Here is a 23510-nt window from a genome sequence, read left to right as displayed (position 1 = left end):
GCCCGATGCGGGACTACTCTCTTGATTCGTGCCCGCGACCGGGCCTCCTCTGATCCACCCAAGGACGACATGAACGACTTCGCGCAGTCACCCTCCCTGATCCTCCTGCCCGCTGTGGACGTCGCCGGCGGCAAGGCCGTCCGCCTGACGCAGGGCGAGGCGGGCACCGAGACCAGCTACGGTGACCCGATCGATGCCGCGGGGGAGTGGGTCTCCCAGGGTGCGCAGTGGATCCACCTCGTCGACCTGGACGCGGCGTTCGGACGCGGCAGCAACGCCGGCATCCTGCGCAAGGTCATCAAGCAGTTCCGCGGCGTCAACGTCGAGGTCTCCGGCGGCATCCGTGACGACGCCAGCCTCGAGTCGGCGCTCGAGTCGGGCGCCGCGCGCATCAACCTCGGCACGGCCGCGCTGGAGAACCCGGAGTGGGCGGCCGACGTGATCAGCCGGTACGGCGAGGCCGTCGCCGTCGGCTTGGACGTGCGCGGCACCACCCTCGCGGCGCGCGGCTGGACCAAGGAGGGCGGCGACCTCTGGGACGTGCTGGAGCGACTGGAGGAGGCCGGCTGCAGCCGCTACGTCGTCACCGACGTGACCAAGGACGGCACGCTGCGCGGCCCGAACCTCGAGCTGCTGCGCGAGATCACCTCGCGCACGCCGAAGCCCGTGATCGCCTCCGGCGGCGTGGCCAGCCTCGACGACATCGCGGCGCTGCGCCAGCTCGTCCCGCTGGGCGTCGAGGGCGCCATCATCGGGAAGGCCCTCTACGCCGGGGCGTTCACCCTGGCCGAGGCGCTGGATGTCGCCGGGGACTGACGACCACGCCTGCCATCCGGCGGGCGACTCCGCCGGCGTTCCCTGGGAGGGGCGCCGCTTCCAGGAGAACCCGCACGCCGCGGACGACGGCTCCGCCGACCCGGCGCTGCTCGACGCGTTGCGGCGCTTCCGCGCCGGCGAGGGGTCGCAGGTCGAGGTGGTCGACGCGTTCCGCGGCGCCCGCGTGCTCGTCCCGCTGCTGGCGGCGAAGGGCGAGGAGGGTGTCGGCCCGCACGGGCTGGTCGTCGACAAGACGCAGGAGCTGTCGATCGTCACGGTTGCGGCGCCGGACGGCCGGCGCGTGCAGCCGGTGTTCACTTCGGTGGAGACCATGGCGCGGTGGGATGCCGGTGCCCGCCCGATCCCGGTCGAGGCGACCCGCGCCGCGCTGGCGGCGTCCAGCGACGACACCGACCTGATCGTGATCGACCCGGCCTCGGACACCGAGTTCGTGATCCGCCGCCCCGCGGTGTGGGCGGTGGCACAGGACCAGCGCTGGGAGCCCAGCCATCTCTCCCCGGAGGTGTTCGCCGCCCTGCAGCGCAGCGTCGCGCACGAACTCGCCGTCGTCGACCTCTCCGTCGCGCCCGGCGACCCCGATGCGCGGATGCGCGGCCCCGAACTTGTCGTCACCCTGCACCTCGTCGACGGCCTCGAGCGCGAGACCCTGGACGCCGTGCTGGCGCGCCTCGCCCAGCGCTGGGCCGCGGACGACCGCATCGCCGTGCTCGTGGACTCCCTCACCGTCAAGCTCACCGCCGCAAGCTGACCCGCCCGCTCGCCCCGCTCGTCGAGCGAGCGCAGCCAACCTGGCGCCGTAGGCCGACGGATCCCGTGTGCGTTCGCGCGGCCTTGTGCGGTTCCCGCGGCCGAATCTTCGGCATCCGTCCGCGCGTAGCGCACATCTCCGCGCGGACTGTGCGCGGCGGCGCCATCCGTCGGCGTGCTCGGATGCGGATGCCGGGCATCGGAAGGATCCGCGGCGAGCGCAAGGAACCTCCCAGCCGCCGGATCACGGATGCTAGGTGACCGGACCCGTCCACTTCTCGCCCGGTCCCTGCCCGATCGGGTCGGGGATGACGGATGCCTCGCGGAACGCGAGCTGCAGGGAGCGCAGGCCGTCCCGCAGCGACCGGGCGTGCATGTCGCTGACCTCGGGTGCGGCGGCGGTGATCAGCCCGGCGAGGGCGTTGATGAGCTTGCGCGCCTCGTCCAGGTCGCGCTGCGAATCCGGGTCGTCGGCCAGCCCGACCTTCACCGCCGCGGCGCTCATCAGGTGCACGGCGGTGGTCGTGATCACCTCCACCGCGGCGACGTCCGCGATGTCCCGCGTCGCCGCGGCCGCGGCCTCCTCCTGCTCCTGCCAGCGCTCGTGGCGCGCGTCGTCTGCGGCATCCGATCCCGGAATCGTCACTTCATGGTGCTTTCTGGTAGACTTCTGCGGGCTCCGGGGCGTCATGCTCCGGTACGAAAGAGGATTCGATTCCCACCCGCGCTTGCCGTTCCAGGCTACCGGGTTCCAGCGCTCCGCCGGCCGCGTGCCGGTAGGCCGGTGTCCGCACCGGCGACAGGGTGCAGAGCCGGCGTCTGAGCTGCCGGCGGGTGGGGAGACTCCGATTTCGCCCGTGACGCGAACCGCGTCGCGGAGGCCGAAAACCCCCAGCTAAGGAGTTCCGCATCAGCGATCCCCGCACCAATGAGCGCATCCGCGTGCCCGAGGTCCGCCTCGTCGGCCCCGGAGGCGAGCAGATCGGCGTCGTCGCCATCCAGGTGGCGCTCCGCCTCGCACAGGAGGCCGATCTCGACCTGGTCGAGGTGGCACCCAACTCGAAGCCGCCCGTGGTCAAGATCATGGACTACGGCAAGTTCAAGTACGAGGCCGCACAGAAGGCGAAGGAAGCGCGTCGCAACCAGGCCAACACGGTCCTCAAGGAGGTCCGGTTCCGCCTGAAGATCGAGGCTCACGACTACACGACCAAGCTGAAGCGCGCCGAGGGCTTCCTCAAGGCGGGCGACAAGGTCAAGGCGATGATCCTGTTCCGCGGCCGTGAGCAGTCCCGTCCCGAGCAGGGCGTGCGCCTGCTGAAGAAGTTCGCCGAGGACGTGGCCGAGTTCGGCACGGTGGAGTCGAACCCGACCATCGACGGTCGCAACATGGTCATGGTCATCGCACCGCTGAAGAACAAGTCCGAGGCCAAGGCCGAGCAGAACGCCCAGCGCGCCGCCAACAAGCAGGCGGCCCGCGAGGCCAAGTCCGGGAGCGCCGCCGCTCCCGCCGCGGAGTGATCCGCCCCTGAGACTCCCGCGCCGAGCGGGTGCCCACCGTCGCCCGCAGGGCGCCACACGAAGGAAGAGAAGATGCCGAAGCAGAAGACCCACTCGGGCAGCAAGAAGCGCTTCAAGATCACCGGCAGCGGGAAGATCAAGAAGCAGCAGGCCAACATGCGCCACAACCTCGAGCACAAGTCGAGCCGTCGCACCCGCCGCCTGAACCAGGACCAGGTCATCTCCGGAAACGACCTGAAGGTCGTCAAGAAGCTCCTCGGCCGCTGAGCGCCCGAACGCAGGAATAGGAAGACAGAGAAATGGCAAGAGTCAAGCGCGCCGTCAACGCGCAGAAGAAGCGTCGCGTCATCCTCGAGCGCGCCTCGGGTTACCGTGGCCAGCGTTCGCGCCTCTACCGCAAGGCGAAGGAGCAGGTCACCCACTCCCTCGTCTACGCGTACCGCGACCGCCGCAAGCGCAAGGGCGACTTCCGTCGTCTGTGGATCCAGCGCATCAACGCCGCTGCCCGCCAGAACGGCATCACGTACAACCGCTTCATCCAGGGTCTCGGCCTCGCCGGCGTCCAGGTCGACCGCCGCATGCTCGCCGAGCTCGCGGTGACCGACCAGGGTGCCTTCGCGGCTCTCGTCGAGGTCGCCAAGAAGGCGCTGCCTTCGGACGTCAACGCGCCGAAGTCGGCCGCCTGAGACATCGCATCCGGAATCGGGCGTCTCCCTCCGGGGAGGCGCCCGTTTCCGCATCCGGGGCACCCATAGACTGGGAGCGTGCTGGAGAACCCCCGCTCGCCGCGTGTCCGTGCCGTCGCCAAGCTCACCAAGCGCAGCGCGCGCACCGAGACCGGCCTGTTCCTCCTGGAGGGGCCGCAGGCGGTGCGCGAGGCGCTCGCCTACCGGCCGGACGCCATCGTCGAGCTGTTCGCCACGCCGACCAGCTGGGAGAAGCACGCCGACCTCCGCGCCAAGGCGCAGGCGACCGGGGTGCAGGTCGAGTTCGTCACCGAGTACGTCCTCTCGGCCATGGCCGACACGGTGACGCCGCAGGGTCTCGTCGCCGTCGCCCGGCAGACGCCCACCTCGGTGCGCGACATCTTCGCCGCCTCACCGCGGCTGGTCGCGATCTGCGAGGAGGTGCGCGACCCCGGCAACCTCGGCACCATCATCCGTGCCGCGGATGCCGCGGGGGCCGATGCCGTCGTGCTCACCGGCCGCACCGTCGACCCGTACAACCCGAAGGTGGTGCGCGCCACCACCGGCTCCCTGTTCCACCTGCCGGTCTCCGTGGGCGGGGATCTCGCCGACGTCGTCCAGCACGCGCACGGTGCGGGCCTGAGCATCCTCGCCGCCGACGTGAAGGGCGAGGATCTGCTCGCCGCCCGCGCCGAGGGCGTGCTCGCCGGGCCCACCGGATGGCTGTTCGGCAACGAGGCGCGAGGGCTCGAGGAGGGCGCCCTCGCTCTCGCCGACCGCATCCTGAAGCTGCCGATCTTCGGCCGCGCCGAGTCGCTGAACCTCGCCACCGCCGCGAGCGTGTGCCTCTACGAGAGCGCCTTCGCGCAGCGCGCCGACGTCACGAATCGGTAAACACCCACGGCGCGCATCGCCGCCGTCGGTCGCTGCTCCTAATGTGGAGGCATGGCAGAGCGCAACGACGCCCTCGTGGTCGTGGAGAACGTCCAGAAGCACTACGGCGAGTTCCACGCCCTCAAGGACATCAACCTCCGGGTCGACAAGGGCGAGGTCGTGGTCGTGATCGGCCCGTCCGGGTCGGGCAAGTCGACCCTGTGCCGGACGATCAACCGGCTGGAGACGATCACCAGCGGCGAGATCCGCGTCGACGGCAAGGCGCTCCCCGCCGAGGGCAAGGACCTCGCGAAGCTCCGCGCCGAGGTCGGCATGGTGTTCCAGTCGTTCAACCTGTTCGCGCACCTCACGATCCTCGAGAACGTCACGCTCGGCCCGATCAAGGTGCGCGGCATGACGAAGGCGGATGCCGAGCGCGAGGCGATGCAGCTGCTCGAGCGCGTCGGCGTCGCCCAGCAGGCCTCCAAGCTGCCCGCGCAGCTCTCCGGCGGCCAGCAGCAGCGCGTCGCGATCGCGCGGGCCCTGGCGATGCATCCGAAGGTGATGCTCTTCGACGAGCCGACCAGCGCCCTCGACCCGGAGATGATCAACGAGGTGCTCGACGTCATGGTCGGCCTCGCGCATGAGGGCATGACGATGATCGTGGTCACCCACGAGATGGGCTTCGCCCGCAAGGCGGCCAACCGCGTCGTGTTCATGGCCGACGGGCAGATCGTCGAGGAGGCCACGCCTGAGGAGTTCTTCACGAACCCGAAGAGCAGCCGGGCCAAGGACTTCCTCTCCAAGCTGCTCACCCACTGAGCCGTCACAGCCAGCAACCTGCACCAACAGAAGGAGACGCACATGCGACGCACACGGACAATGGCCGGAATCGGTATCGCGGCGGCGGCGCTGCTCGCGCTGACGGCCTGCAACAGCGGCTCGCCCTCGAGCCCGGGCGGCGGCACCGGCGGGGAGACCGGCGAGGGCGGCGAGGAGACCACGTGGTTCGAGGTCGCCGAGGACGTCAACCTCGAGGGCAGCCCCACCTTCGACAAGATGAAGGAGCGCGACGGCGTCGTCGTCGGCGTCAAGGAGGACCAGCCGGGCCTCGGCTACCTCGACGTCACCACCGGCGAGCGCACCGGCTTCGACATCGACATCGCCCGCTGGATCGCCGCCTCGCTCGGCTTCGACGAGGACCAGATCGAGTTCAAGCCGATCGCGTCGGCGAACCGCGAGCAGGCGATCGTGAACGGCGACATCGACTACTACGTCGGCACCTACTCGATCAACGACAAGCGCAAGGAGCAGATCGACTTCGCCGGCCCGTACTTCGTCACCGGTCAGGGCCTGCTGGTCGCGAAGGACGCCCCCGAGGCGGACAAGCTCGAGGACTTCAACGGCAAGACCGTCTGCTCGGCGACCGGCTCCACCCCGATCCAGAACATCAAGGCCAACTTCCCGGAGATCAAGACGCAGGAGTACGACCTGTACTCCGCCTGCGTGCAGGACCTGATCGACGGCAAGGTGGACGCGGTCACCACCGACCAGGCCATCCTGATCGGCTACGCCGCGCAGTACCCGGACGACGTCAAGGTCACCGGCGGCCTGTTCACCGAGGAGCGCTACGGCGTCGGCCTGCAGAAGGGCGACGACGTGCTGCGCCAGCACATCAACGACCTCTTCACCGAGGGCGGCGACATCTGGCAGGCGATCTTCGACAAGAACCTGGGCGACTCCGGCATCGAGGTCGAGCAGCCCGAGGTCGACGCGTACTGAGCGACCGCGGCGGCCCCGCCCTCGGGCGGGGCCGCCTCCCATCCACCTGAGAAGGAGACGGTGACGTGGACGTCATCTTCGGCAACCTCGATCTGTGGGGACAGGCGATCGGGAACACCCTGCTGGTGTTCTTCGTCGGCGGCCTGATCGCGCTGGTCCTGGGCGTCATCGTGGGCGCCATGCGCGTCTCGCCGATTCCGATCGCACGCGCCGTGGGGACCGTGTACGTCAACCTGGTGCGGAACACCCCGCTCACCCTCGTCTTCTTCTTCTTCGTGTTCGGCTACCCGCAGCTCGGGCTGCCGGACCTGTCCAACACCGTGCTCGGCATCCTGGCGATCGGCGTGTACACCGCCACCTACGTCGCCGAGGTGCTGCGCGCGGGCATCAACACCGTCCCGGTCGGGCAGGCCGAGGCCGCGCGTGCCATCGGCCTCCCGTTCGGGCAGGTGATGACCCTGGTGATCCTGCCGCAGGCGTTCCGCTCGGTGGTGCCGCCGATGATGAGCGTGTTCATCGCCCTGCTGAAGAACACCACGGTCGCCGCCGGCTTCTCCATCGCCGAGCTCGCCGCCCTCCGCGCCACCATCAACGACGCGCCGAACCGTCCCGGCAACCCGATGGAGGTCCTGCTCTGGGTCGCCGTCGTCTTCGTCGTCCTGGTGCTGCTGATGAGCGCGGTGCAGCGCCACCTCGAGAACCGCTGGAGGATCGCCCGATGACTTCCGTCCTCTACGACGTCCCCGGCCCCCGGGCGATCGCGCGCAACCGCATCCTCGCCGTCCTCACCGTCCTGGTGGTGCTCGCCGTCATCGGCTTCGTCATCTACCGCATGATCGCCACCGGCCAGTTCACGCCGCAGAAGTGGTACGTGTTCACGTTCAGCGCGGTCTGGATGGGCATCCTGAAGGCGCTCGGCAACACCCTCGGCGCGTTCGCCCTGGCGGCCGTGCTCGCCCTGGCGCTCGGCTTCGTGCTCGCCATCGGCCGGCTCTCCGACCACTCCTGGGTCCGCGTGCCGGTCACCACGATCACCGAGCTGTTCCGCGCCGTCCCGGTGCTGGTGTTCATGATGCTGCTGTACTACGGCCTTCCTGTCGTGGGCATCCGCATGGACCCGTACTGGGCCGTAGTGCTCGCCCTGATGGCCTACAACGGGTCGGTGCTCGCGGAGGTGCTCCGCGCCGGCGTCGAATCCCTGCCGCGCGGGCAGAAGGAGGCCGGCTACGCGATCGGGCTCCGCAAGAGCGGGGTGATGCAGTTCATCCTGCTGCCCCAGGCGATCCGGGCCATGCTTCCGGTCATCATCGCCCAGCTGGTGGTGACCATGAAGGACACTGCGCTCGGGTTCATCATCACCTACCAGGAGCTGCTCTACTACGCCAAGCAGCTGACCTCGCAACAGGGCCGGCCGATCCTGCAGTCGGCCTTCATCATCGGCGGCATCTACGTCGTGATGTGCCTGATCCTGGCCTGGGTCGCGAAGGTCGTCGAGGACCGCACGCGCCGCTCGCCCAAGCTGAAGGGCTACACCCCGGATGCCGGTGGCGGCGACCCACGCATCCACGACGGCTCCACGGTGACCGAGGTGATCGCGATGCAGCGCGGCGCGGGGAAGTTCGACGCCGGCAGCGGAGTCCCACCGACGAACCTCTGATCCGCGCGCTTCGGCCCTCACCGCCTCCGTCACGGGCCGGCGTGCCCGCACCGGTAGACTCGACTCTCGTGTCCGAATCTCCCGAGAATCCGCCTGAGATCACGCCCGAGGCGGTGGAGTCCGCGGTCGCCGCAGCGCTCGCCGCGATCGACGCCGCCGCCGACACCGCCGCGCTGAAGGCCGCGCGCGCCGCGCATGTGGGGGAGGGTTCGCCGCTCGCCGTGCTGAACGCCTCCATGCGCCAGGTCGCGCCCGAGCACAAGGCCGCGTTCGGCAAGCTGATCGGGCAGGGACGAGGCCGCGTCACCCAGGCCCTCGCGGCGAAGGAGGCCGAGCTCGCCGAGGCCGAGACCGCGCGGCGCCTCGAGGCCGAGCGCGTGGACATCACCGCCGTCCCGTCGCGCAGCCGCGTCGGCGCCCGGCATCCGCTCAGCCTGCTGCAGGAGCAGGTGTGCGACGTGTTCGTCGGCATGGGCTGGGAGATCGCGGAGGGACCCGAGCTCGAGCACGAGTGGTTCAACTTCGACGCCCTGAACTTCGACGAGGACCACCCCGCGCGACAGGAGCAGGACACCTTCTACGTCGACCCGCCCGCCCGTCACCTGGTGATGCGCACGCACACCAGCCCGGTGCAGGTGCGCTCCATGCTCGAGCGGGAGGTGCCGATCTACGTGCTCTGCCCCGGCCGGACGTACCGCACCGACGAGTTCGACGCGACCCATCTTCCGGTGTTCAGCCAGTTCGAGGGCCTGGTCGTCGACAAGGGCATCACGATGGCGCACCTGAAGGGCACGCTCGACCACTTCGCCCGGCAGATGTTCGGGCCGGAGGCGAAGACCCGCCTGCGCACGAACTACTTCCCGTTCACCGAGCCGTCCGCCGAGCTCGACCTGTGGCATCCGACCTTCAAGGGCGGCGCCCGCTGGATCGAGTGGGGCGGATGCGGCATGGTCAACCCGAACGTCCTGCGCGCGGCCGGGATCGACCCCGAGGTGTACAGCGGCTTCGCCTTCGGGATGGGCATCGAGCGGACGCTGATGTTCCGCAGCGATGTGAAGGACATGCGCGACATGGCCGAAGGCGATGTGCGCTTCAGCGAGCAGTTCGGGATGGTGGTGTGATGCGCGTTCCGCTGTCATGGCTGCGCGAGTACGTGGATGTGGCGCCGGATGCCACCGCCGAGGACGTCCTGGCGGCCCTCGTCTCCGTCGGCTTCGAGGAGGAGGACATCCACCGCTTCGACATCTCCGGTCCCGTCGTCGTGGGCCGGGTGGTGTCCTTCGAGGAGGAGCCGCAGTCCAACGGCAAGACGATCCGCTGGTGCCAGGTCGACGTCGGCGCGGAGAACGGCGGCGTGCGCGGCATCGTCTGCGGCGCCCGCAACTTCGCCGTGGACGACAAGGTCGTGGTGACCCTGCCCGGCTCGGTGCTGCCGGGGCCGTTCCCGATCGCGGCGCGCAAGACCTACGGTCACGTCTCCGACGGCATGATCGCCTCGGCCCGCGAGCTGGGCCTGGGCGACGAGCACAACGGCATCCTGATCCTGTCCGAACTCGGCGTGGACGCGCCGGTGGGGACGGATGCCATCGCGCTGCTCGGCCTGGACGACGTCGCCGTCGACATCAACGTCACCCCCGACCGCGGCTACGCGTTCTCGGTCCGCGGTGTGGCGCGCGAGTACTCGCACGCCACCGGCGCGGCCTTCCGTGACCCCGCCGACCGGGACTTCGCCGAGCTGCAGCCGGGAACGGGCCGCACGGCGATCGTCGACGACGTCCGGCCGATCCGCGGCCGGGTGGGGGCAAGCGAGTTCGTCACCCGGGTGGTGCGCGACGTGGACCCGTCGCGTCCCACGCCGCCGTGGATGATCGCGCGCCTGTCCCTGGCCGGCATGCGGTCGCTGGGCGTGCTCATCGACATCACCAACTACGTGATGCTCGAGCTGGGCCAGCCCATCCACGGCTACGACCTCGACCGGCTCGACGGCACCATCACCGTCCGCCGCGCCGAGGCCGGCGAGAAGCTCACCACCCTGGACGGGCAGGAGCGGGCGCTGCACCCGGAGGACCTGTTGATCACCGACGGATCCGGGCCGATCGGGCTCGCCGGCGTCATGGGCGGCGGGACCACGGAGATGAGCGCGGACACCCGCAACGTGCTCATCGAGGCGGCCACGTTCGATCCGGTCACGATCGCGCGCACCGCGCGCCGGCACAAGCTGCCCAGCGAGGCGTCCAAGCGCTTCGAGCGCGGCGTCGACCCGCTCATCCCGTTCGTCGCGGCCCGCCGGGTCGCCGATCTCATGGTCGAGTTCGCCGGCGGCACGCTCACCGACGAGGGTGGCGCGCTGTTCACCGACGTCGTGATCGAGGGCATCGAGCTGCCCGCCGGCTTCGTACAGGGCGTCGTCGGGGTCGAGTACAGCGACGACGAGATCACCGGAGCCCTGGAGACCATCGGCGCCGAGGTGACCCGCGCCGACGCTGAGCCTGTCGCGGACGCTGAGCCCGTCGCGGACGCTGAGCCCGTCGCGGACGCTGAGCCCGTCGCGGACGCTGAGCCTGTCGAAGCGTCCCCGTCCGCCGGATGGTTCGTCATCCCGCCGTCCTGGCGGCCCGACCTCACCGACAAGTGGACGCTCGCCGAGGAGGTCGCCCGCATCCACGGGCTGGACCGCATCCCCTCGGTGCTGCCGACCCCGCCGTCCGGACGCGGCCTCACGCCGCTGCAGCAGGGACGCCGTCGCGTGGCGGACGCCCTCGCCGCGGCCGGCTTCGTGGAGACCCCGGCCTTCCCGTTCACGACCGAGGCGCAGAACGACCTGCACGGCTCGGCATCCGGGGAGCACCTGCCGGGCATCCGTCTCGCGAACCCGATCGACGGGCACGTGCCGTTCCTGCGCCGCTCGCTGATCCCGGGCCTGCTGCAGACCGCGCATCGCAACATCTCCCGCGGACTGACCGATCTCGCGCTGTTCGAGACCGGGGTGGTGTTCCTGCCCGAAGCCGGGGTGTCCTACGGCACCGACGACGTGCCGCCGCTGGGCGAGCGTCCCTCGGACGAGAAGCTCGCCGAGCTGAACGCGTCGATCCCGCCGCAGCGTCGTCACGTGGCCGTGCTGCTCACCGGCAGCATCTCGCCGCGCCAGCCCGGCCGGGCCGCCGAGGCCGCCGGGCTGTCCGACGCGCTGGACGCCGTGCGGGTGATCGCCGCGGCGGCGGGCGTCGACATCGAGGTGGCTCAGGGTCGGCGCGCCGCGTTGCATCCGGGCCGCACCGGCGTGCTCACGGTCGCCGGCGAGGAGATCGGCTACGTCGGCGAACTGCATCCGCAGGTCGCGGACGACGCCGACCTGCCCGGACGTGCGGTCGTCGCGGAACTCGATCTCGACCGCCTGCTCGACCTGGCCGGCTCGCGGGTCGTCGCCGCGTCCCTGTCGACCTTCCCGGCGGCGACGCAGGACGTGTCGCTGGTGGTCGCCGCGGATGTGCCCGCCGCCGAGCTGCGTGCCGCCCTCGTCGAGGGGGCCGGCGAGCTGCTGGAGTCCGCGCGGCTGGTCGACGACTACCGGGGCGAGGGTCTGCCGAACGGCTCCAAGAGCCTGACGTTCGCGCTGCGCTTCCGCGCCGCGGACCGGACGCTCACCTCCGCCGAGGCGACCGAGGCGAAGATGGCGGGTGTCGCGGTCGCGGCCGAGCGCTTCGGCGCGAGCATCCGGGACTGACAGGGAGTACCGAACATGAGCGACTACGAGATCACGCAGATCGGCGCCCTCGGGGAGTGGCGCGGGCACTACGGCGGCTTCGACGCGGCGCGCTCGCGCGACGGCCGGCGCGTGGTGGACCACGAGCTGACCATGCAGTACATCGGGATGACGGCGAACGCCCTGGTCCCGGGCGAGGAGGCCGGCTACTGGCACACCCACTCCCGGGTCGAGGAGCTGTACGTGTTCCTGGAGGGGCTCGGGCAGATGGGGCTGGACGACGACGTGATCGACGTGGGCCCCGGAACGGTCGTCCGGGTCGGGCAGGGCGTCTGGCGCACCTGGCGCGCCCGGCCGGAGAGCCCCGGCGAGCTGCGCTGGCTGTGCATCCGCGCCGGCGGCGAGGAGCTGCCGCACATGCCGAACGACGGCGCCCGCGACCCCGACCGGCCGATGCCCTGGGCGGACTGAGCCGTCCGGAATCCGCCCCGCGGCGTCGCGTGGGCGAGAGCCCGGCGGCATCCGCTGACGGCGGATCTCCTTCCGGTGTCGGCCCCCGGACTGGTGTCATGGGGGCATGACGCGTGTGCTGATCCTCGGTGGGACGGGCTGGCTGTCCGGGCGGATCGCCCGGCGCCGGCGGGATGCCGGTGACGAGGTGACGGTGCTGGCGCGCGGGTCGCGTCCGGCGCCCGGCGGCGTGGTGCTCCTCCGCGGCGATCGCGACGACTCCGGCGCGTACGACGCCGCGGCTCGGACGGACTGGGACGAGATCGTCGACATCTCCTCGCGCGCCGGGCACGTCCGGCAGGCGGTCGCGGCGCTCGGCGAACGGACCGCGCACTGGACGTACGTCTCCTCGGTGTCGGTCTACGCCGACGAGACCGTGCCGGATGCCGATGAGACGGCCGCCCGGCATGAGCCCGCCCACGACGGCGACGAGTACGACTACGCACGGGAGAAGGTGGCCGCCGAGGATGCCGTCGTCGCCGGCCTCGGCGACCGTGCGCTCATCATCCGGCCCGGACTCATCGTCGGTCAGGGCGACCCCACCGACCGCTTCGGCTATTGGGCGGCCGCCTTCGCGCGCGCCGGCGCGGAGCCCGTGCTCGCACCGCGCCCCGCCGGGCGGACGACGCAGGTGATCGACGTCGAGGACGTCGCCGCGTTCGCCGCCGGGCCGCCGCGGTCGGGCGTCGTGAACGCGGTCGGCGACCCGCTGCCGCTCGCGGACCTGCTCGGGGACATCCGCGCGGCGGCCGGGCACACCGGGCCAGTCCGACGCCTCCGTCCTCGACGCGCGGGCGGCGCTGGGACCGGACGCGGTCATCGGCCTCACCGCCAACACGGCCGCCCACCTGGACGCCGTGCGCGCTCTGCCCGTCGGCACTGTCGACTACCTCGGCGTCGGCGTCATCCACCCCACCGCGACCAAGCCGGATCACCCGCCTGCGCTCGGGATCGCAGGCTTCGCCGCGTTCGCCGCCGACAGCCCGCTGCCCTGCGTCGCGATCGGCGGGATCGGTCTCGACGACGTCGCCCCGCTCCGCGCGGCCGGTGCCGCCGGGGTCGCCGTGGTCTCCGCCCTGTGCGCGGCTGAGGACCCGTGCGCCGCCGCGCGGACGTTCCTGCGCGCCTGGCGCGGCGACCGGCCGCCCCGCGTGCTCAGCATCGCCGGCAGCGACCCGTCCGGCGGCGCCGGCATCCAGGCCGACCTGAAGTCCATCGCGGCCAACGGCGGGTACGGCATGGCCGCCCTCACCGCCCTCACCGCGCAGAACACGTCGGGTGTGCGGTCCGTGCACACGCCACCGGCGGCGTTCCTGCGCGAGCAGCTGGACGCGCTCTCCGACGACGTCGGCATCGAGGCGGTCAAGATCGGGATGCTCGCCGGGGTCGAGGTGATCGAGGTGGTCGCGGCGTGGCTGCGCCGGGAGCGCCCGGAGACGGTCGTGCTCGACCCGGTGATGGTGGCCACCAGCGGCGACCGGCTGCTGGACGCCGCCGCCGAGGACGCCCTGCGCGAGCTGCTGCCGCTGGCCGACGTCGTCACCCCGAACCTCCCCGAGCTCGGCGCGCTTCTGGGCGAGCCGGCCGCGGACGACTGGGACGCCGCGCTCGCGCAGGCCGGACGGCTCGCCGCCCGCACCGGCGCGCTCGTGCTCGTCAAGGGCGGGCACCTGGACGGCCCGCACGCCCCGGACGCCCTCGTCGGCGCCGACGGCGTCGTCGCCTCCTTCCCCGGGGAGCGGATCGCCACCGACGCCACGCACGGCACCGGATGCTCGCTGTCCTCCGCGCTCGCCACCCGGCGGGCGCGCGGCGCGGACTGGCCGCGGGCGGCCGAGGAGGCCCGCACCTGGCTGCGCGAGTCGATCCGCGCCGGCGCCGACCTCGACGTCGGCCGCGGCCACGGGCCGGTCAGCCACTTCGCCGGCCTGTGGGCCCGCGGCGGCCTGGACACCGCCCCGACGCCCGCCGAGATCGAGGCGGACTGGTGGGACCGGATCGCCGGCATCCGCACCGGCATCGACGAACTGCCGTTCATCCGCCGCCTCGCCGACGGCACGCTGCCCGACCCGGCGTTCCGGTTCTACCTCGCGCAGGACGCACTGTACCTCAGCGATTACGCGCGGCTTCTCGCGGATGCCGCCCGGCGCGCGCCCTCCGCACCGGAACAGGTGTTCTGGGCGGAATCCGCGGCGCGTTGCATCGCGGTCGAGCGGGAGCTGCACGAGTCGTGGCTGGGCGAGCCCGCCGGCGACCCCGCCCCGGCCACCAGGGCGTACCTCGACCATCTCCGCTCCGTCGCGCACGGCGGTGGATACGCGGAGCTCGTCGCCGCCCTGCTGCCCTGCTACTGGCTGTACGCGGACCTCGGCGAGCGGCTGCGGGCCGGGGATTTCGGCGCGTACACGCAGGATCCCGGGCATCCGTACGCCTCCTGGCTGGCGACCTACGGCGATCCGGCGTTCTCCGCCGCGAGCCGCCGCGCGACCGACATCACCGCCGCCGCGGCGTCGACCGCGGACACCGCGACCCGGCAGCGCATGTTCACCGCGTTCGAGCGCTCCGCCGCCCACGAGCTCGCCTTCTTCGCCGCGCCACCCCTGTGATCGGAATCGCGCAATCGGCGGGAATCCGGCCCGGCCGATTGCGCGATTCGAAAGGGCAGAGGATTTGCGGAGGCCGCGACGCGACCGCTATCGTCGCGACATGCCTTCGGCCGCGCACCCCCGTCCGACGCTCGTCCCGAGCGTCCCTGTCGTGCGCCGACGCCGCGGCGGCCGCCGAATCTAGGCGACCCCGCCTCCCGTCGTGTCCGCGGACCCACCGCCGACGGGGTGAGCCGGGTCGCCGTCCCCGGCCAGCGCTCCGGCCCGTTGTCGCACGGCAACAACCGATCGGAGCGGAACCCACGACCGTTAAGGTGGCAACATGACGTACACCGTCGCCGTCTCCGGCGCATCCGGCTACGCAGGAGGCGAGATCCTGCGCCTGCTCGCCGGGCATCCCGACATCGAGATCCGCACCGTCACGGCACACTCGAACGCCGGTCAGCCTCTCATCGAACACCAGCCGCACCTGCGCTCCCTCGCGCACCTCACCCTCCAGGAGACGACCCCGGAGATCCTCGCCGGCCACGACATCGTCTTCCTCGCCCTGCCGCACGGGCAATCCGGGCAATACACGGATGCCCTCGGCGACGCGCCGCTGGTGATCGACGCGGGCGCGGACCACCGGCTCACCTCGCGGGACGCCTGGGATGCCTTCTACGGCGGCGCGTTCCACGAGCCGTGGACCTACGGCGTGCCCGAGCTGCCCGTCGGCGGCGGCAAGCAGCGCGAGCACCTGCGCGGCGCGACCCGCATCGCCGCCCCCGGCTGCAACGCCTCCACGGTCAGCCTCAGCCTGGCCCCCGGTGTGGCGGCCGGGGTGATCGACCCGTCCGACATCGTCACCGTCCTCGCGGTCGGGCCGTCCGGGGCGGGCAAGAGCCTGAAGCCGCACCTGCTCGGCAGCGAGCTGCTGGGCACCGCGAACCCGTACGCCGTCGGAGGCACGCACCGGCACATCCCGGAGATCCGGCAGGCGCTGGCGGCGTCCTCGCTCCACGATCGGGGGGACGACGGCATCCGCATCTCCTTCACGCCGGTCCTTGTGCCGATGGCGCGCGGCATCCTCGCCACCTCCACCGCCCCGATCGCCGAAGGCGTCACCGACACCGACATCCGCGACGCGTGGGAGGGCGCCTACGGCGACGAGACCTTCGTGCAGCTGCTGCCCGAGGGACACTTCCCCCGCACCGCGGACGTGCTCGGCGCCAACACCGCGCTGATGGGCCTCGCCGTCGACCGGGCCGCGAACCGCGTCGTCGTGGTCACCGCCGTCGACAACCTCGTCAAGGGCACCGCCGGGGCGGCGATCCAGTCCATGAACATCGCGCTCGGTCTCCCCGAGGACCGCGCCCTCACCGTGAACGGAGTGGCACCGTGACCGTCACCGCACCCCATGGGTTCGAGGCCGCCGGCGTCGCCGCCGGGCTGAAGTCCACCGGAAAGCCCGACGTCGCCGTGGTCGTCAACCGCGGCCCGCGCAAGGTCGGCGCCGCCGTGTTCACCACGAACCGCGCCAAGGCCAACCCGATCCTGTGGTCGCAGCAGGTGATCGTCGACCGCACCGTCGAGGCGATCGTGCTCAACTCCGGCGGGGCGAACTGCTTCACCGGCAGCTTCGGGTTCCAGACCACCCATCTCACCGCGGAGAAGGCGGCCGAGCTCCTTGGGGTGAGCGCGGGCGACGTGCTCGTCTGCTCCACGGGCCTCATCGGCACCGGCGACGAGCAGTTCCGCGCCCGGGTGCTCGCCGGCGTCGAGCAGGGCGTCGCGGAGCTCAGCGCGGACGGCGGGCAGGCGGCGGCGGAGGCCATCATGACCACCGACACGGTCGCCAAGACCGCGGTCGCCGAGCGCGACGGCTGGACGATCGGCGGCATGGCGAAGGGCGCCGGGATGCTCGCGCCGGGCCTGGCGACGATGCTCGTCGTGCTCACCACGGATGCCGACCTCGAGGCCGTCGACGCGGATGCCGCGCTGCGCCGCGCCACGCACGTCAGCTTCGACCGGCTCGACTCGGACGGATGCATGTCCACCAACGACCAGGTCACGCTGCTCGCCAACGCGGCCAGCGGCATCCGCCCCGACCTCGACGAGTTCACCGCCGCGCTCACCGAGGTGTGCCTCGAGCTCGCCCGCAAGCTGCAGCAGGACGCCGAGGGCGCCAGCCACGACATCACCATCGAGGTGAAGGGCGCCGCCTCCGAGGAGGACGCGGTCGAGGTGGGCCGCTCCGTCGCCCGCAACAACCTGTTCAAGGCGGCGATCTTCGGCAACGACCCGAACTGGGGGCGCGTGCTCGCCGCGATCGGCACCACCCGCGCCGTGTTCGACCCGTACGACGTCGACGTCTGGATGAACGGCGTCCGCGTCTGCACCGCCGGCGGGCCCGACCGCCCGCGCGAGGAGGTCGATCTGACCCCGCGCGCCACGCACCTCGTCATCGACCTGAAGGCCGGCGACGAGACCGCGACCATCCTCACCAACGACCTGACCCACGACTACGTGCACGAGAACAGCGCCTACGCCTCATGACAGACCTGCAAGACACCCCGCCCGAGGAGGCCGCGGTCAAGGCGGCGACCCTCATCGAGTCGCTGCCGTGGCTGAAGACCTTCCGCGATCAGATCGTCGTCGTCAAGTACGGCGGGAACGCTATGGTCTCGGAGGAGCTGCAGGACGCGTTCGCCCAGGACATCGCCTACCTGCGCTACGTCGGCGTGCAGCCCGTCGTCGTGCACGGCGGCGGCCCCCAGATCTCGAACATGCTCGACCGGCTGGCCATCCCCAGCGAGTTCCGCGGCGGCTACCGGGTGACCAGCACCGAGGCGATCACGGTGGTGCGGATGGTGCTCACCGGGCAGGTCAACCCGCAGCTGGTGGCGAAGATCAACTCGCACGGACCGATCGCCACCGGCCTGAGCGGCGAGGACGCCGGCCTGTTCGGCGGCCGCCGCCGCGGCGTCGTCGTGGACGGCGAGGAGGTCGACCTCGGCCGCGTCGGGGACGTGGTCCAGGTCGACCCGACGCCGGTGCTCGACCACCTCGCCGCCGGCCGCATCCCCGTGGTCTCCTCGATCGCCCCCGATCTCGACCACCCCGGGCAGTCCCTGAACGTGAACGCGGATGCCGCGGCATCCGCCCTCGCAGTCGCCCTCGGGGCGCGCAAGCTCGTCATCCTCACCGACGTGCCCGGGCTGTACGCGGACTGGCCCAACCGCGACTCCCTCGTCTCGCACCTCACCTCCGCCGAGCTGGTGCAGATGCTGCCGACGCTGGAGTCGGGGATGATCCCGAAGATGCGCGCCTGCCTCGACGCCGTCGAGGGCGGCGTGGGAGCGGCCGCCATCATCGACGGGCGGGTGCCGCACTCGGTGCTCGTCGAGCTGTTCACCAGCAAGGGGATCGGCACGGAGGTGGTGCGCTGATGATCGGCTGGCAGCACGATGCGTCCCGCGACCTGATGAATCTCGGCGGGCGGCTGGCGCTGCTCACCCACGGTGAGGGATCCCAGGTGTGGGACGCCGACGGAAACCGTTACCTGGACTTCCTCGGCGGCATCGCCGTGAACTGCCTGGGCCACGCGCATCCGGTCTTCGTCGAGGCCGTGTCCCGGCAGGCGGCGACCCTCGCGCACGTGTCGAACTACTTCGCCACCCCGCAGCAGCTCGCTCTCGCCGCCCGGCTGAAGCGCCTCGCGGGCACCGGCGAGCAGGGGCGGGTCTTCCTCGCGAACTCCGGCACCGAGGCGAACGAGATGGCGATCAAGCTCGCCCGCCTGCACGGCGGTGCGGAGCGGCCGACCATCCTCGTCGTGGAGGGCGCGTTCCACGGCCGCACCATGGGGGCGCTGTCGCTGACGCCCAAGGCCGCCTACCGCGACCCGTTCCAGCCCGCCATCCCGGGGGTGCGCACGGTCGCCCGCACCCTGGACAGCCTGGAGCAGGCGTTCGACGACACCGTGTCGGCCATCATCGTCGAACCCATCCAGGGCGAGGCCGGGGTCGTGGAGCTGCCCGAGGGCTTCCTGACCCGCGCCCGCGAGCTGTCCACCGCTCACGACGCGCTGCTCATCCTCGACGAGGTGCAGACCGGCTCCGGACGCACCGGCGAATGGTTCGCCTTCCAGCGTGAGGAGGCCTTCGGCCGGGACGGCGTGACGCCCGACGCGGTGACCCTCGCCAAGAGCATCGGCGCCGGGTTCCCGCTCGGTGCCCTGATCACCTTCGGCGCGGCCAGCGAGCTGTTCTACCCCGGCACGCACAACTCCACCTTCGGCGGCAACCCGCTGGCCAGCGCCGTGGCGGATGCCGTCCTCGGCCACATCGAGGACGAGGGGCTGCTCGGCAACGTGACCGCTCGCGGCGCCCAGCTGCGCGACGGCGTGAGCGGCCTGCCGCTGGTCACCGGCACGCGGGGCGCGGGGCTGCTCATCGGCATCACCCTCGCGCATCCGGTCGCCGGCCGCGTGCGCGAGGCCGCCCACGAGCGCGGGCTGATCGTGAACGCGCCCGCCGACGACGTGATCCGCATCGCCCCCGCCTACACCATCGGCGATGCCGAGGTGTCGGAGTTCCTCACCCTGTTCGGCGCGGCGCTCGCCGCCGTCGCCGAGACCATCGACGCCCCCTTGGAGACCCAGAAGTGACCCGCCACCTGCTGCGCGACGACGACCTCACCCCGGCCGAGCAGGCCGAGATCCTCGACCTCGCCCTCGAGCTGAAGAAGGACCGCTGGTCGAACAAGGCTCTCGCCGGTCCGCAGACCGTCGCGGTGATCTTCGACAAGTCCTCCACCCGCACCCGCGTGTCGTTCGCGGTCGGCATCGCCGACCTCGGCGGCTCGCCGCTGATCATCTCCACCGCGAACAGCCAGCTGGGCGGCAAGGAGACCCCCTCCGACACGGCGCGGGTGCTGGAGCGCCAGGTGGCCGCGATCGTGTGGCGCACCTACGCGCAGTCCGGCCTGGAGGAGATGGCCGCCGGCACCCGGGTGCCGGTCATCAACGCCCTCTCCGACGACTTCCACCCCTGTCAGCTGCTCGCCGACCTGCTCACCATCCGCGAGCACAAGGGCCGGCTCGCGGGGCTCACGCTCAGCTTCTTCGGCGACGGCCGCAACAACATGGCGCACTCCTACGTGCTTGCCGGGGTCACCGCCGGCATGCACGTGCGGGTCGCCTCGCCGGCGGCGTACGCGCCGCGCGAGGACGTCGTGGCGGATGCCGAGCGCCGAGCCGCGGAGACCGGCGGATCGATCACGCTGCTCACCGACCCCGAGGAGGCGGCGGCCGGCGCCGACGTCATCGTCACCGACACCTGGGTGTCGATGGGCAAGGAGGAGGAGAAGATCGCCCGCATCCGCGACCTCGGCGGCTACAAGGTGACCTCCGGCATCATGGGGCTCGCCGACCCGGAGGCGATCTTCATCCACTGCCTCCCCGCCGACCGCGGCTACGAGGTCGACTCCGAGGTGATCGACGGCCCGCAGAGCGTCGTCTGGGACGAGGCGGAGAACCGTCTGCACGCGCAGAAGGCGCTGCTGGTGTGGCTGCTCGGGAAGAAGGACGACTGATGGCCGGCACCACCAACGACGGCGCCCTGTGGGGCGCCCGCTTCGCCGGGGGACCCTCGCCCGAGCTCGCCGAGCTCAGCCGGTCCACCCACTTCGACTGGGCGCTCGCTCCCTACGACATCGCCGGCTCGCACGCCCACGCCACCGCGCTGGAGGCAGCCGGGTACCTCGAGCCGGAGGAGGCGCGGCGGATGCACGAGGGCCTGGACGCCCTCGCCGCACGGATCGCCGACGGCAGCCTGCGCCCCGACCCGGGCGACGAGGACGTGCACGGTGCCCTCGAGAAGGCGCTCATCGCCGAGGTCGGCCCGGAACTGGGCGGGCGCCTGCGCGCCGGCCGCAGCCGCAACGACCAGATCGCGACGCTGGTGCGGATGTACCTCATCGACCACGCCCGGGTGATCGCCCGCGACATCCTGCGCGTCGTCGACGCGCTCGTCGCGCAGGCCGAGGCGCATCCGTCCGCGATCCTGCCGGGGCGCACGCACCTGCAGCACGCGCAGCCGGTGCTGCTCGCCCACCACCTGCAGGCGCACGCCTGGCCGCTGGTGCGCGAGCTCGAGCGACTCGTCGACTGGCGCCGGCGCGCCGGGGTGTCCCCGTACGGCGGGGGCGCGCTCGCCGGGTCCACGCTCGGCCTCGACCCGGCTCTCGTCGCGCGCGAGCTCGGCCTGGACCGGCCGGCGGAGAACTCGCTGGACGGCACGTCGGCGCGCGACGTCGTCGCCGAGTTCGCCTTCATCGCGGCGATGACCGGGGTGGACATCTCCCGGCTGAGCGAGGAGATCATCCTCTGGAACACGCGTGAGTTCGGCTTCGTCACGCTCGACGACGCGTACTCGACCGGATCGAGCATCATGCCGCAGAAGAAGAACCCCGACATCGCCGAACTCGCGCGCGGCAAGTCGGGTCGGCTGATCGGCAACCTCACCGGCCTGCTGGCGACCCTCAAGGGGCTGCCCCTGGCGTACAACCGCGATCTGCAGGAGGACAAGGAGCCGGTCTTCGACTCGGTGCAGACCCTCGAGGTCGTCCTGCCCGCGTTCGCCGGCATGATCGCGACGCTGAGGTTCGACACCGCGCGGATGGCGGCGCTGGCCCCGGAGGGCTTCTCGCTCGCCACCGACGTCGCGGAGTGGCTGGTCAAGCGGCGGGTGCCGTTCCGCGACGCGCACGAGATCTCGGGTGCGCTGGTGCGGGCGTGCGAGGAGCGCGGGATCGGGCTCGAGGATGCCGACGACGAGCTGCTCCGCTCGGTGTCCGAGCGGCTGACGCCCGAAGTGCGCGACGTGCTCTCGATCGAGGGCTCCGTGGCCTCCCGCGCGGGAGCCGGCGGCACGGCGCCGGAGCGGGTCGCCGAACAGCGCACCGAGCTGATCGCGCGCGCGCAGGCCGCCGTCCACGCCCTCGGTCTCTGAGGTCTGCCGTCGCCCGATAATGCCGTATACGGTTATATTTTCGGTATATGCCTTTATACAGAATCTTACCGAGATATTCGTGATAAGGTTATGTCATGGTCATCGCGGTCATCGCGGACATCGTCGGCTCCCGCCGGCTGCGCGATCGCGCCGCGGCGCAGCGGATGCTGGATCACACCATCGCTCGGGTGGAGCGGGATCGGCCGCTGGCCGTCCAGCCGCTGACGCCCACCGTGGGGGACGAGCAGCAGGGGGTGTACGGCGGTCTCGGCGAGGCGCTGACCTCGCTGCTGATGCTGCAGCTGGCGCTGCCGGGGGGACTGGGCTTCCGATTCGGGCTCGGCGTCGGCGAGATCCGCGCCTTCGACTCCTCCGGGGGCCCGCTCAGCGACGGGCCGGGATGGTGGGCGGCGCGGGCGGCGATCGGGATCGTCCAGGAGCACGAGCGGGGCGGCATGCCGAGCGCGCGCAGCTGGATCGTGGCCGCCGAGGGGCAGGATGAGGTCATGGAGAGCACCGTGGCCGCCGCGAACGCCTATCTGCTGCTGCGCGACGAGCTGGTCGGCGCGATGAGCGAGCGGGAACGGCGCCTGGCGTACGGGCGTCTGATCGGCACCTCGCAGCAGGAGCTCGCGGAACAGGAGGGCATCACGCAGCCCAGCGTGTCGAAGGCGCTCCGCCGCAGCGGGGCGGTGGCGATCCTGCAGGGGCTGCCGCAGCTGAGCGGAGGGGCGTCGTGATCGTCGCCGGGCTCGTCCTGCTCGTCGTCGGGGCGGCGGATCTCGTGCGCCAGTTCGTCGAGCGGCGATGGATCGGCTACCTCGTCGTCGCCGCGGCCGCGCTCGTCATCGGGGGGCTCACGGATGCGGTGCTGCCGGCGGTCGCCGCGCTCGCCGCCGGGGCCGGCTGGGTGTGGAGCATGCCGGATCGCGGCGAGTCGCGCATGGCGTTCTGGCCCGCGGTCGCCCTCGGCGCGATCACGGCGGCGGCCGTGCTCTGGCTGGGCGATCGGGGGCCGGCCGGCGTCCTCGGCGGCGTGTGGCGGCTGGACACGCCGTTCGGCGAGGTCTCGGCGGATCTGGCCCTCCTCGTGCTGGGCGTCGTGGCCTTCCTGCTGGAATCCGGGAACGTCGTCGTCCGCGCGGCGCTGGCGGGGGAGCACGCCTGGCACCCCGCCGAGGTCGGCTTCGCAGGCCCCACGGCGGCATCCGAGCCCTCGACCCCGAGACCCGAGTCCTCGGCCCCGGGATCCGAGCCCTCGGCCTCGGCATCCGCGGTCCCGCCTCCCGCGGCGGTGCCGGCGCCGCTCACGGGCGGATTCAAGGGCGGGCGCCTGATCGGGCCGCTCGAACGCCTCATCGTGTTCCTGCTCACCCTCGCCACGGCATACTCGCTGCTCGCCGCGATGCTGGCGGCGAAGGGCATCGTGCGCTTCCCCGAGATCTCCCGCGACGGGGAGACCGGTGCGCGCGCGGAGTACTTCCTCGTCGGCAGCCTGGTCAGCTGGGTGATCGCCCTCGCCGCCGCCTTCCTGGTCTGGTGGAGCGTGAACGCCTGATCCCGGGCCCCCTGACCCGAGGGCGCCGCACGGGACGCGTC

The 23510-nt window shown here is 71.9% G+C and carries 23 protein-coding genes; 22 read left to right on the top strand and 1 reads right to left on the bottom strand.

The genetic code is table 11. The annotated features are described in order from the left end of the window. Positions 1-69: 69 nt before the first annotated feature. Both priA and JRG78_RS08485 read left to right on the top strand, forming a co-directional pair. Complete coding sequence (gene priA / locus JRG78_RS08490; RefSeq protein WP_259606274.1) at positions 70-816, top strand: bifunctional 1-(5-phosphoribosyl)-5-((5-phosphoribosylamino)methylideneamino)imidazole-4-carboxamide isomerase/phosphoribosylanthranilate isomerase PriA; 747 nt, start codon at positions 70-72, stop codon at positions 814-816. Beyond that, positions 800-1585 (top strand): SseB family protein, encoded by a 786-nt coding sequence (locus JRG78_RS08485; RefSeq protein WP_259606273.1) that lies wholly within the window; start codon positions 800-802, stop codon positions 1583-1585. Before priA ends, JRG78_RS08485 begins: the two co-directional genes overlap by 17 nt. Positions 1586-1837: 252 nt before the next feature. On the opposite strand, the gene JRG78_RS08480 is transcribed toward JRG78_RS08485, so the two are convergent. Further along, positions 1838-2275 carry a DUF1844 domain-containing protein gene (locus JRG78_RS08480; RefSeq protein ID WP_432806402.1) on the bottom strand — a complete coding sequence of 146 codons (438 nt, stop codon included), beginning with the start codon at positions 2273-2275 and terminating at the stop codon, positions 1838-1840. Between the two features lie 251 nt (positions 2276-2526). On the opposite strand from JRG78_RS08480, the gene infC reads away from it, so the two are divergent. The 20 genes from infC to JRG78_RS08380 all read left to right on the top strand — a co-directional run bounded on the left by infC (position 2527) and on the right by JRG78_RS08380 (position 23469). Then, positions 2527-3102 (top strand): translation initiation factor IF-3, encoded by a 576-nt coding sequence (infC, locus tag JRG78_RS08475; protein WP_432806401.1) that lies wholly within the window; start codon positions 2527-2529, stop codon positions 3100-3102. Between the two features lie 72 nt (positions 3103-3174). Further along, positions 3175-3369, top strand: coding sequence for a 50S ribosomal protein L35 (gene rpmI, locus JRG78_RS08470; protein WP_259606271.1), 195 nt, complete (start codon positions 3175-3177; stop codon positions 3367-3369). A 32-nt stretch (positions 3370-3401) separates the two neighbouring features. Continuing rightward, positions 3402-3788: a 50S ribosomal protein L20 gene (gene rplT / locus JRG78_RS08465; RefSeq protein ID WP_259606270.1), complete on the top strand. Its 387-nt coding sequence runs from the start codon at positions 3402-3404 to the stop codon at positions 3786-3788. Between the two features lie 78 nt (positions 3789-3866). Next, entirely contained in the window at positions 3867-4682 is an 816-nt protein-coding gene (locus tag JRG78_RS08460; protein WP_259606269.1) for a TrmH family RNA methyltransferase, read from the top strand. A 51-nt stretch (positions 4683-4733) separates the two neighbouring features. Next, entirely contained in the window at positions 4734-5483 is a 750-nt protein-coding gene (locus JRG78_RS08455; protein WP_259606268.1) for an amino acid ABC transporter ATP-binding protein, read from the top strand. Positions 5484-5525: 42 nt separating this feature from the next. Then, positions 5526-6443, top strand: a complete 918-nt coding sequence (locus tag JRG78_RS08450) for a glutamate ABC transporter substrate-binding protein (RefSeq protein WP_259606267.1) — start codon at positions 5526-5528, stop codon at positions 6441-6443. A gap of 65 nt (positions 6444-6508) precedes the next feature. After that, positions 6509-7165, top strand: coding sequence for an amino acid ABC transporter permease (locus tag JRG78_RS08445; RefSeq protein WP_259606266.1), 657 nt, complete (start codon positions 6509-6511; stop codon positions 7163-7165). Beyond that, complete coding sequence (locus tag JRG78_RS08440; RefSeq protein ID WP_259606265.1) at positions 7162-8100, top strand: amino acid ABC transporter permease; 939 nt, start codon at positions 7162-7164, stop codon at positions 8098-8100. The genes JRG78_RS08445 and JRG78_RS08440 overlap by 4 nt, the downstream gene beginning before the upstream one ends. 68 nt (positions 8101-8168) lie before the next feature. Next, the gene (gene pheS / locus JRG78_RS08435) at positions 8169-9221 is read left to right on the top strand and encodes a phenylalanine--tRNA ligase subunit alpha (protein ID WP_259606264.1); all 1053 of its coding nucleotides are present in this window, start codon (positions 8169-8171) and stop codon (positions 9219-9221) included. Beyond that, on the top strand, positions 9221-11824 hold the full coding sequence (locus tag JRG78_RS08430; protein WP_259606263.1) for a phenylalanine--tRNA ligase subunit beta: 2604 nt from the start codon (positions 9221-9223) through the stop codon (positions 11822-11824). The genes pheS and JRG78_RS08430 overlap by 1 nt, the downstream gene beginning before the upstream one ends. Before the next feature lie 15 nt (positions 11825-11839). Beyond that, complete coding sequence (locus JRG78_RS08425) at positions 11840-12274, top strand: cupin domain-containing protein (protein WP_259606262.1); 435 nt, start codon at positions 11840-11842, stop codon at positions 12272-12274. 839 nt (positions 12275-13113) lie between these two features. Continuing rightward, positions 13114-14919, top strand: coding sequence for a bifunctional hydroxymethylpyrimidine kinase/phosphomethylpyrimidine kinase (locus JRG78_RS08420; RefSeq protein ID WP_336297713.1), 1806 nt, complete (start codon positions 13114-13116; stop codon positions 14917-14919). 322 nt (positions 14920-15241) lie between these two features. Continuing rightward, the gene (gene argC, locus JRG78_RS08415) at positions 15242-16300 is read left to right on the top strand and encodes an N-acetyl-gamma-glutamyl-phosphate reductase (RefSeq protein ID WP_272653295.1); all 1059 of its coding nucleotides are present in this window, start codon (positions 15242-15244) and stop codon (positions 16298-16300) included. Continuing rightward, positions 16297-17454 (top strand): bifunctional glutamate N-acetyltransferase/amino-acid acetyltransferase ArgJ, encoded by a 1158-nt coding sequence (gene argJ, locus JRG78_RS08410; protein ID WP_259606261.1) that lies wholly within the window; start codon positions 16297-16299, stop codon positions 17452-17454. Before argC ends, argJ begins: the two co-directional genes overlap by 4 nt. After that, positions 17451-18347 carry an acetylglutamate kinase gene (gene argB, locus JRG78_RS08405; protein ID WP_259606260.1) on the top strand — a complete coding sequence of 299 codons (897 nt, stop codon included), beginning with the start codon at positions 17451-17453 and terminating at the stop codon, positions 18345-18347. The genes argJ and argB overlap by 4 nt, the downstream gene beginning before the upstream one ends. Continuing rightward, complete coding sequence (locus tag JRG78_RS08400) at positions 18347-19567, top strand: acetylornithine transaminase (RefSeq protein WP_259606259.1); 1221 nt, start codon at positions 18347-18349, stop codon at positions 19565-19567. The genes argB and JRG78_RS08400 overlap by 1 nt, the downstream gene beginning before the upstream one ends. After that, positions 19564-20493, top strand: a complete 930-nt coding sequence (argF, locus tag JRG78_RS08395) for an ornithine carbamoyltransferase (protein WP_259606258.1) — start codon at positions 19564-19566, stop codon at positions 20491-20493. Before JRG78_RS08400 ends, argF begins: the two co-directional genes overlap by 4 nt. After that, positions 20493-21911, top strand: a complete 1419-nt coding sequence (gene argH, locus JRG78_RS08390; protein WP_259606257.1) for an argininosuccinate lyase — start codon at positions 20493-20495, stop codon at positions 21909-21911. The genes argF and argH overlap by 1 nt, the downstream gene beginning before the upstream one ends. 95 nt (positions 21912-22006) lie before the next feature. Beyond that, positions 22007-22651, top strand: a complete 645-nt coding sequence (locus JRG78_RS08385) for a SatD family protein (RefSeq protein WP_259606256.1) — start codon at positions 22007-22009, stop codon at positions 22649-22651. Continuing rightward, a complete protein-coding gene (locus JRG78_RS08380) occupies positions 22648-23469 on the top strand; it encodes a hypothetical protein (protein WP_259606255.1) in 822 nt (273 codons plus the stop codon). Before JRG78_RS08385 ends, JRG78_RS08380 begins: the two co-directional genes overlap by 4 nt. The last annotated feature ends 41 nt before the right edge of the window (positions 23470-23510 follow it).

Source organism: Microbacterium sp. EF45047 (assembly GCF_028472845.1).
In the GTDB taxonomy this organism is placed as follows: domain Bacteria; phylum Actinomycetota; class Actinomycetes; order Actinomycetales; family Microbacteriaceae; genus Microbacterium; species Microbacterium neungamense.
The sequence above is the reverse complement of the archived record's forward strand: the minus strand, read 5'-3'. Positions and strand labels throughout refer to the sequence as shown.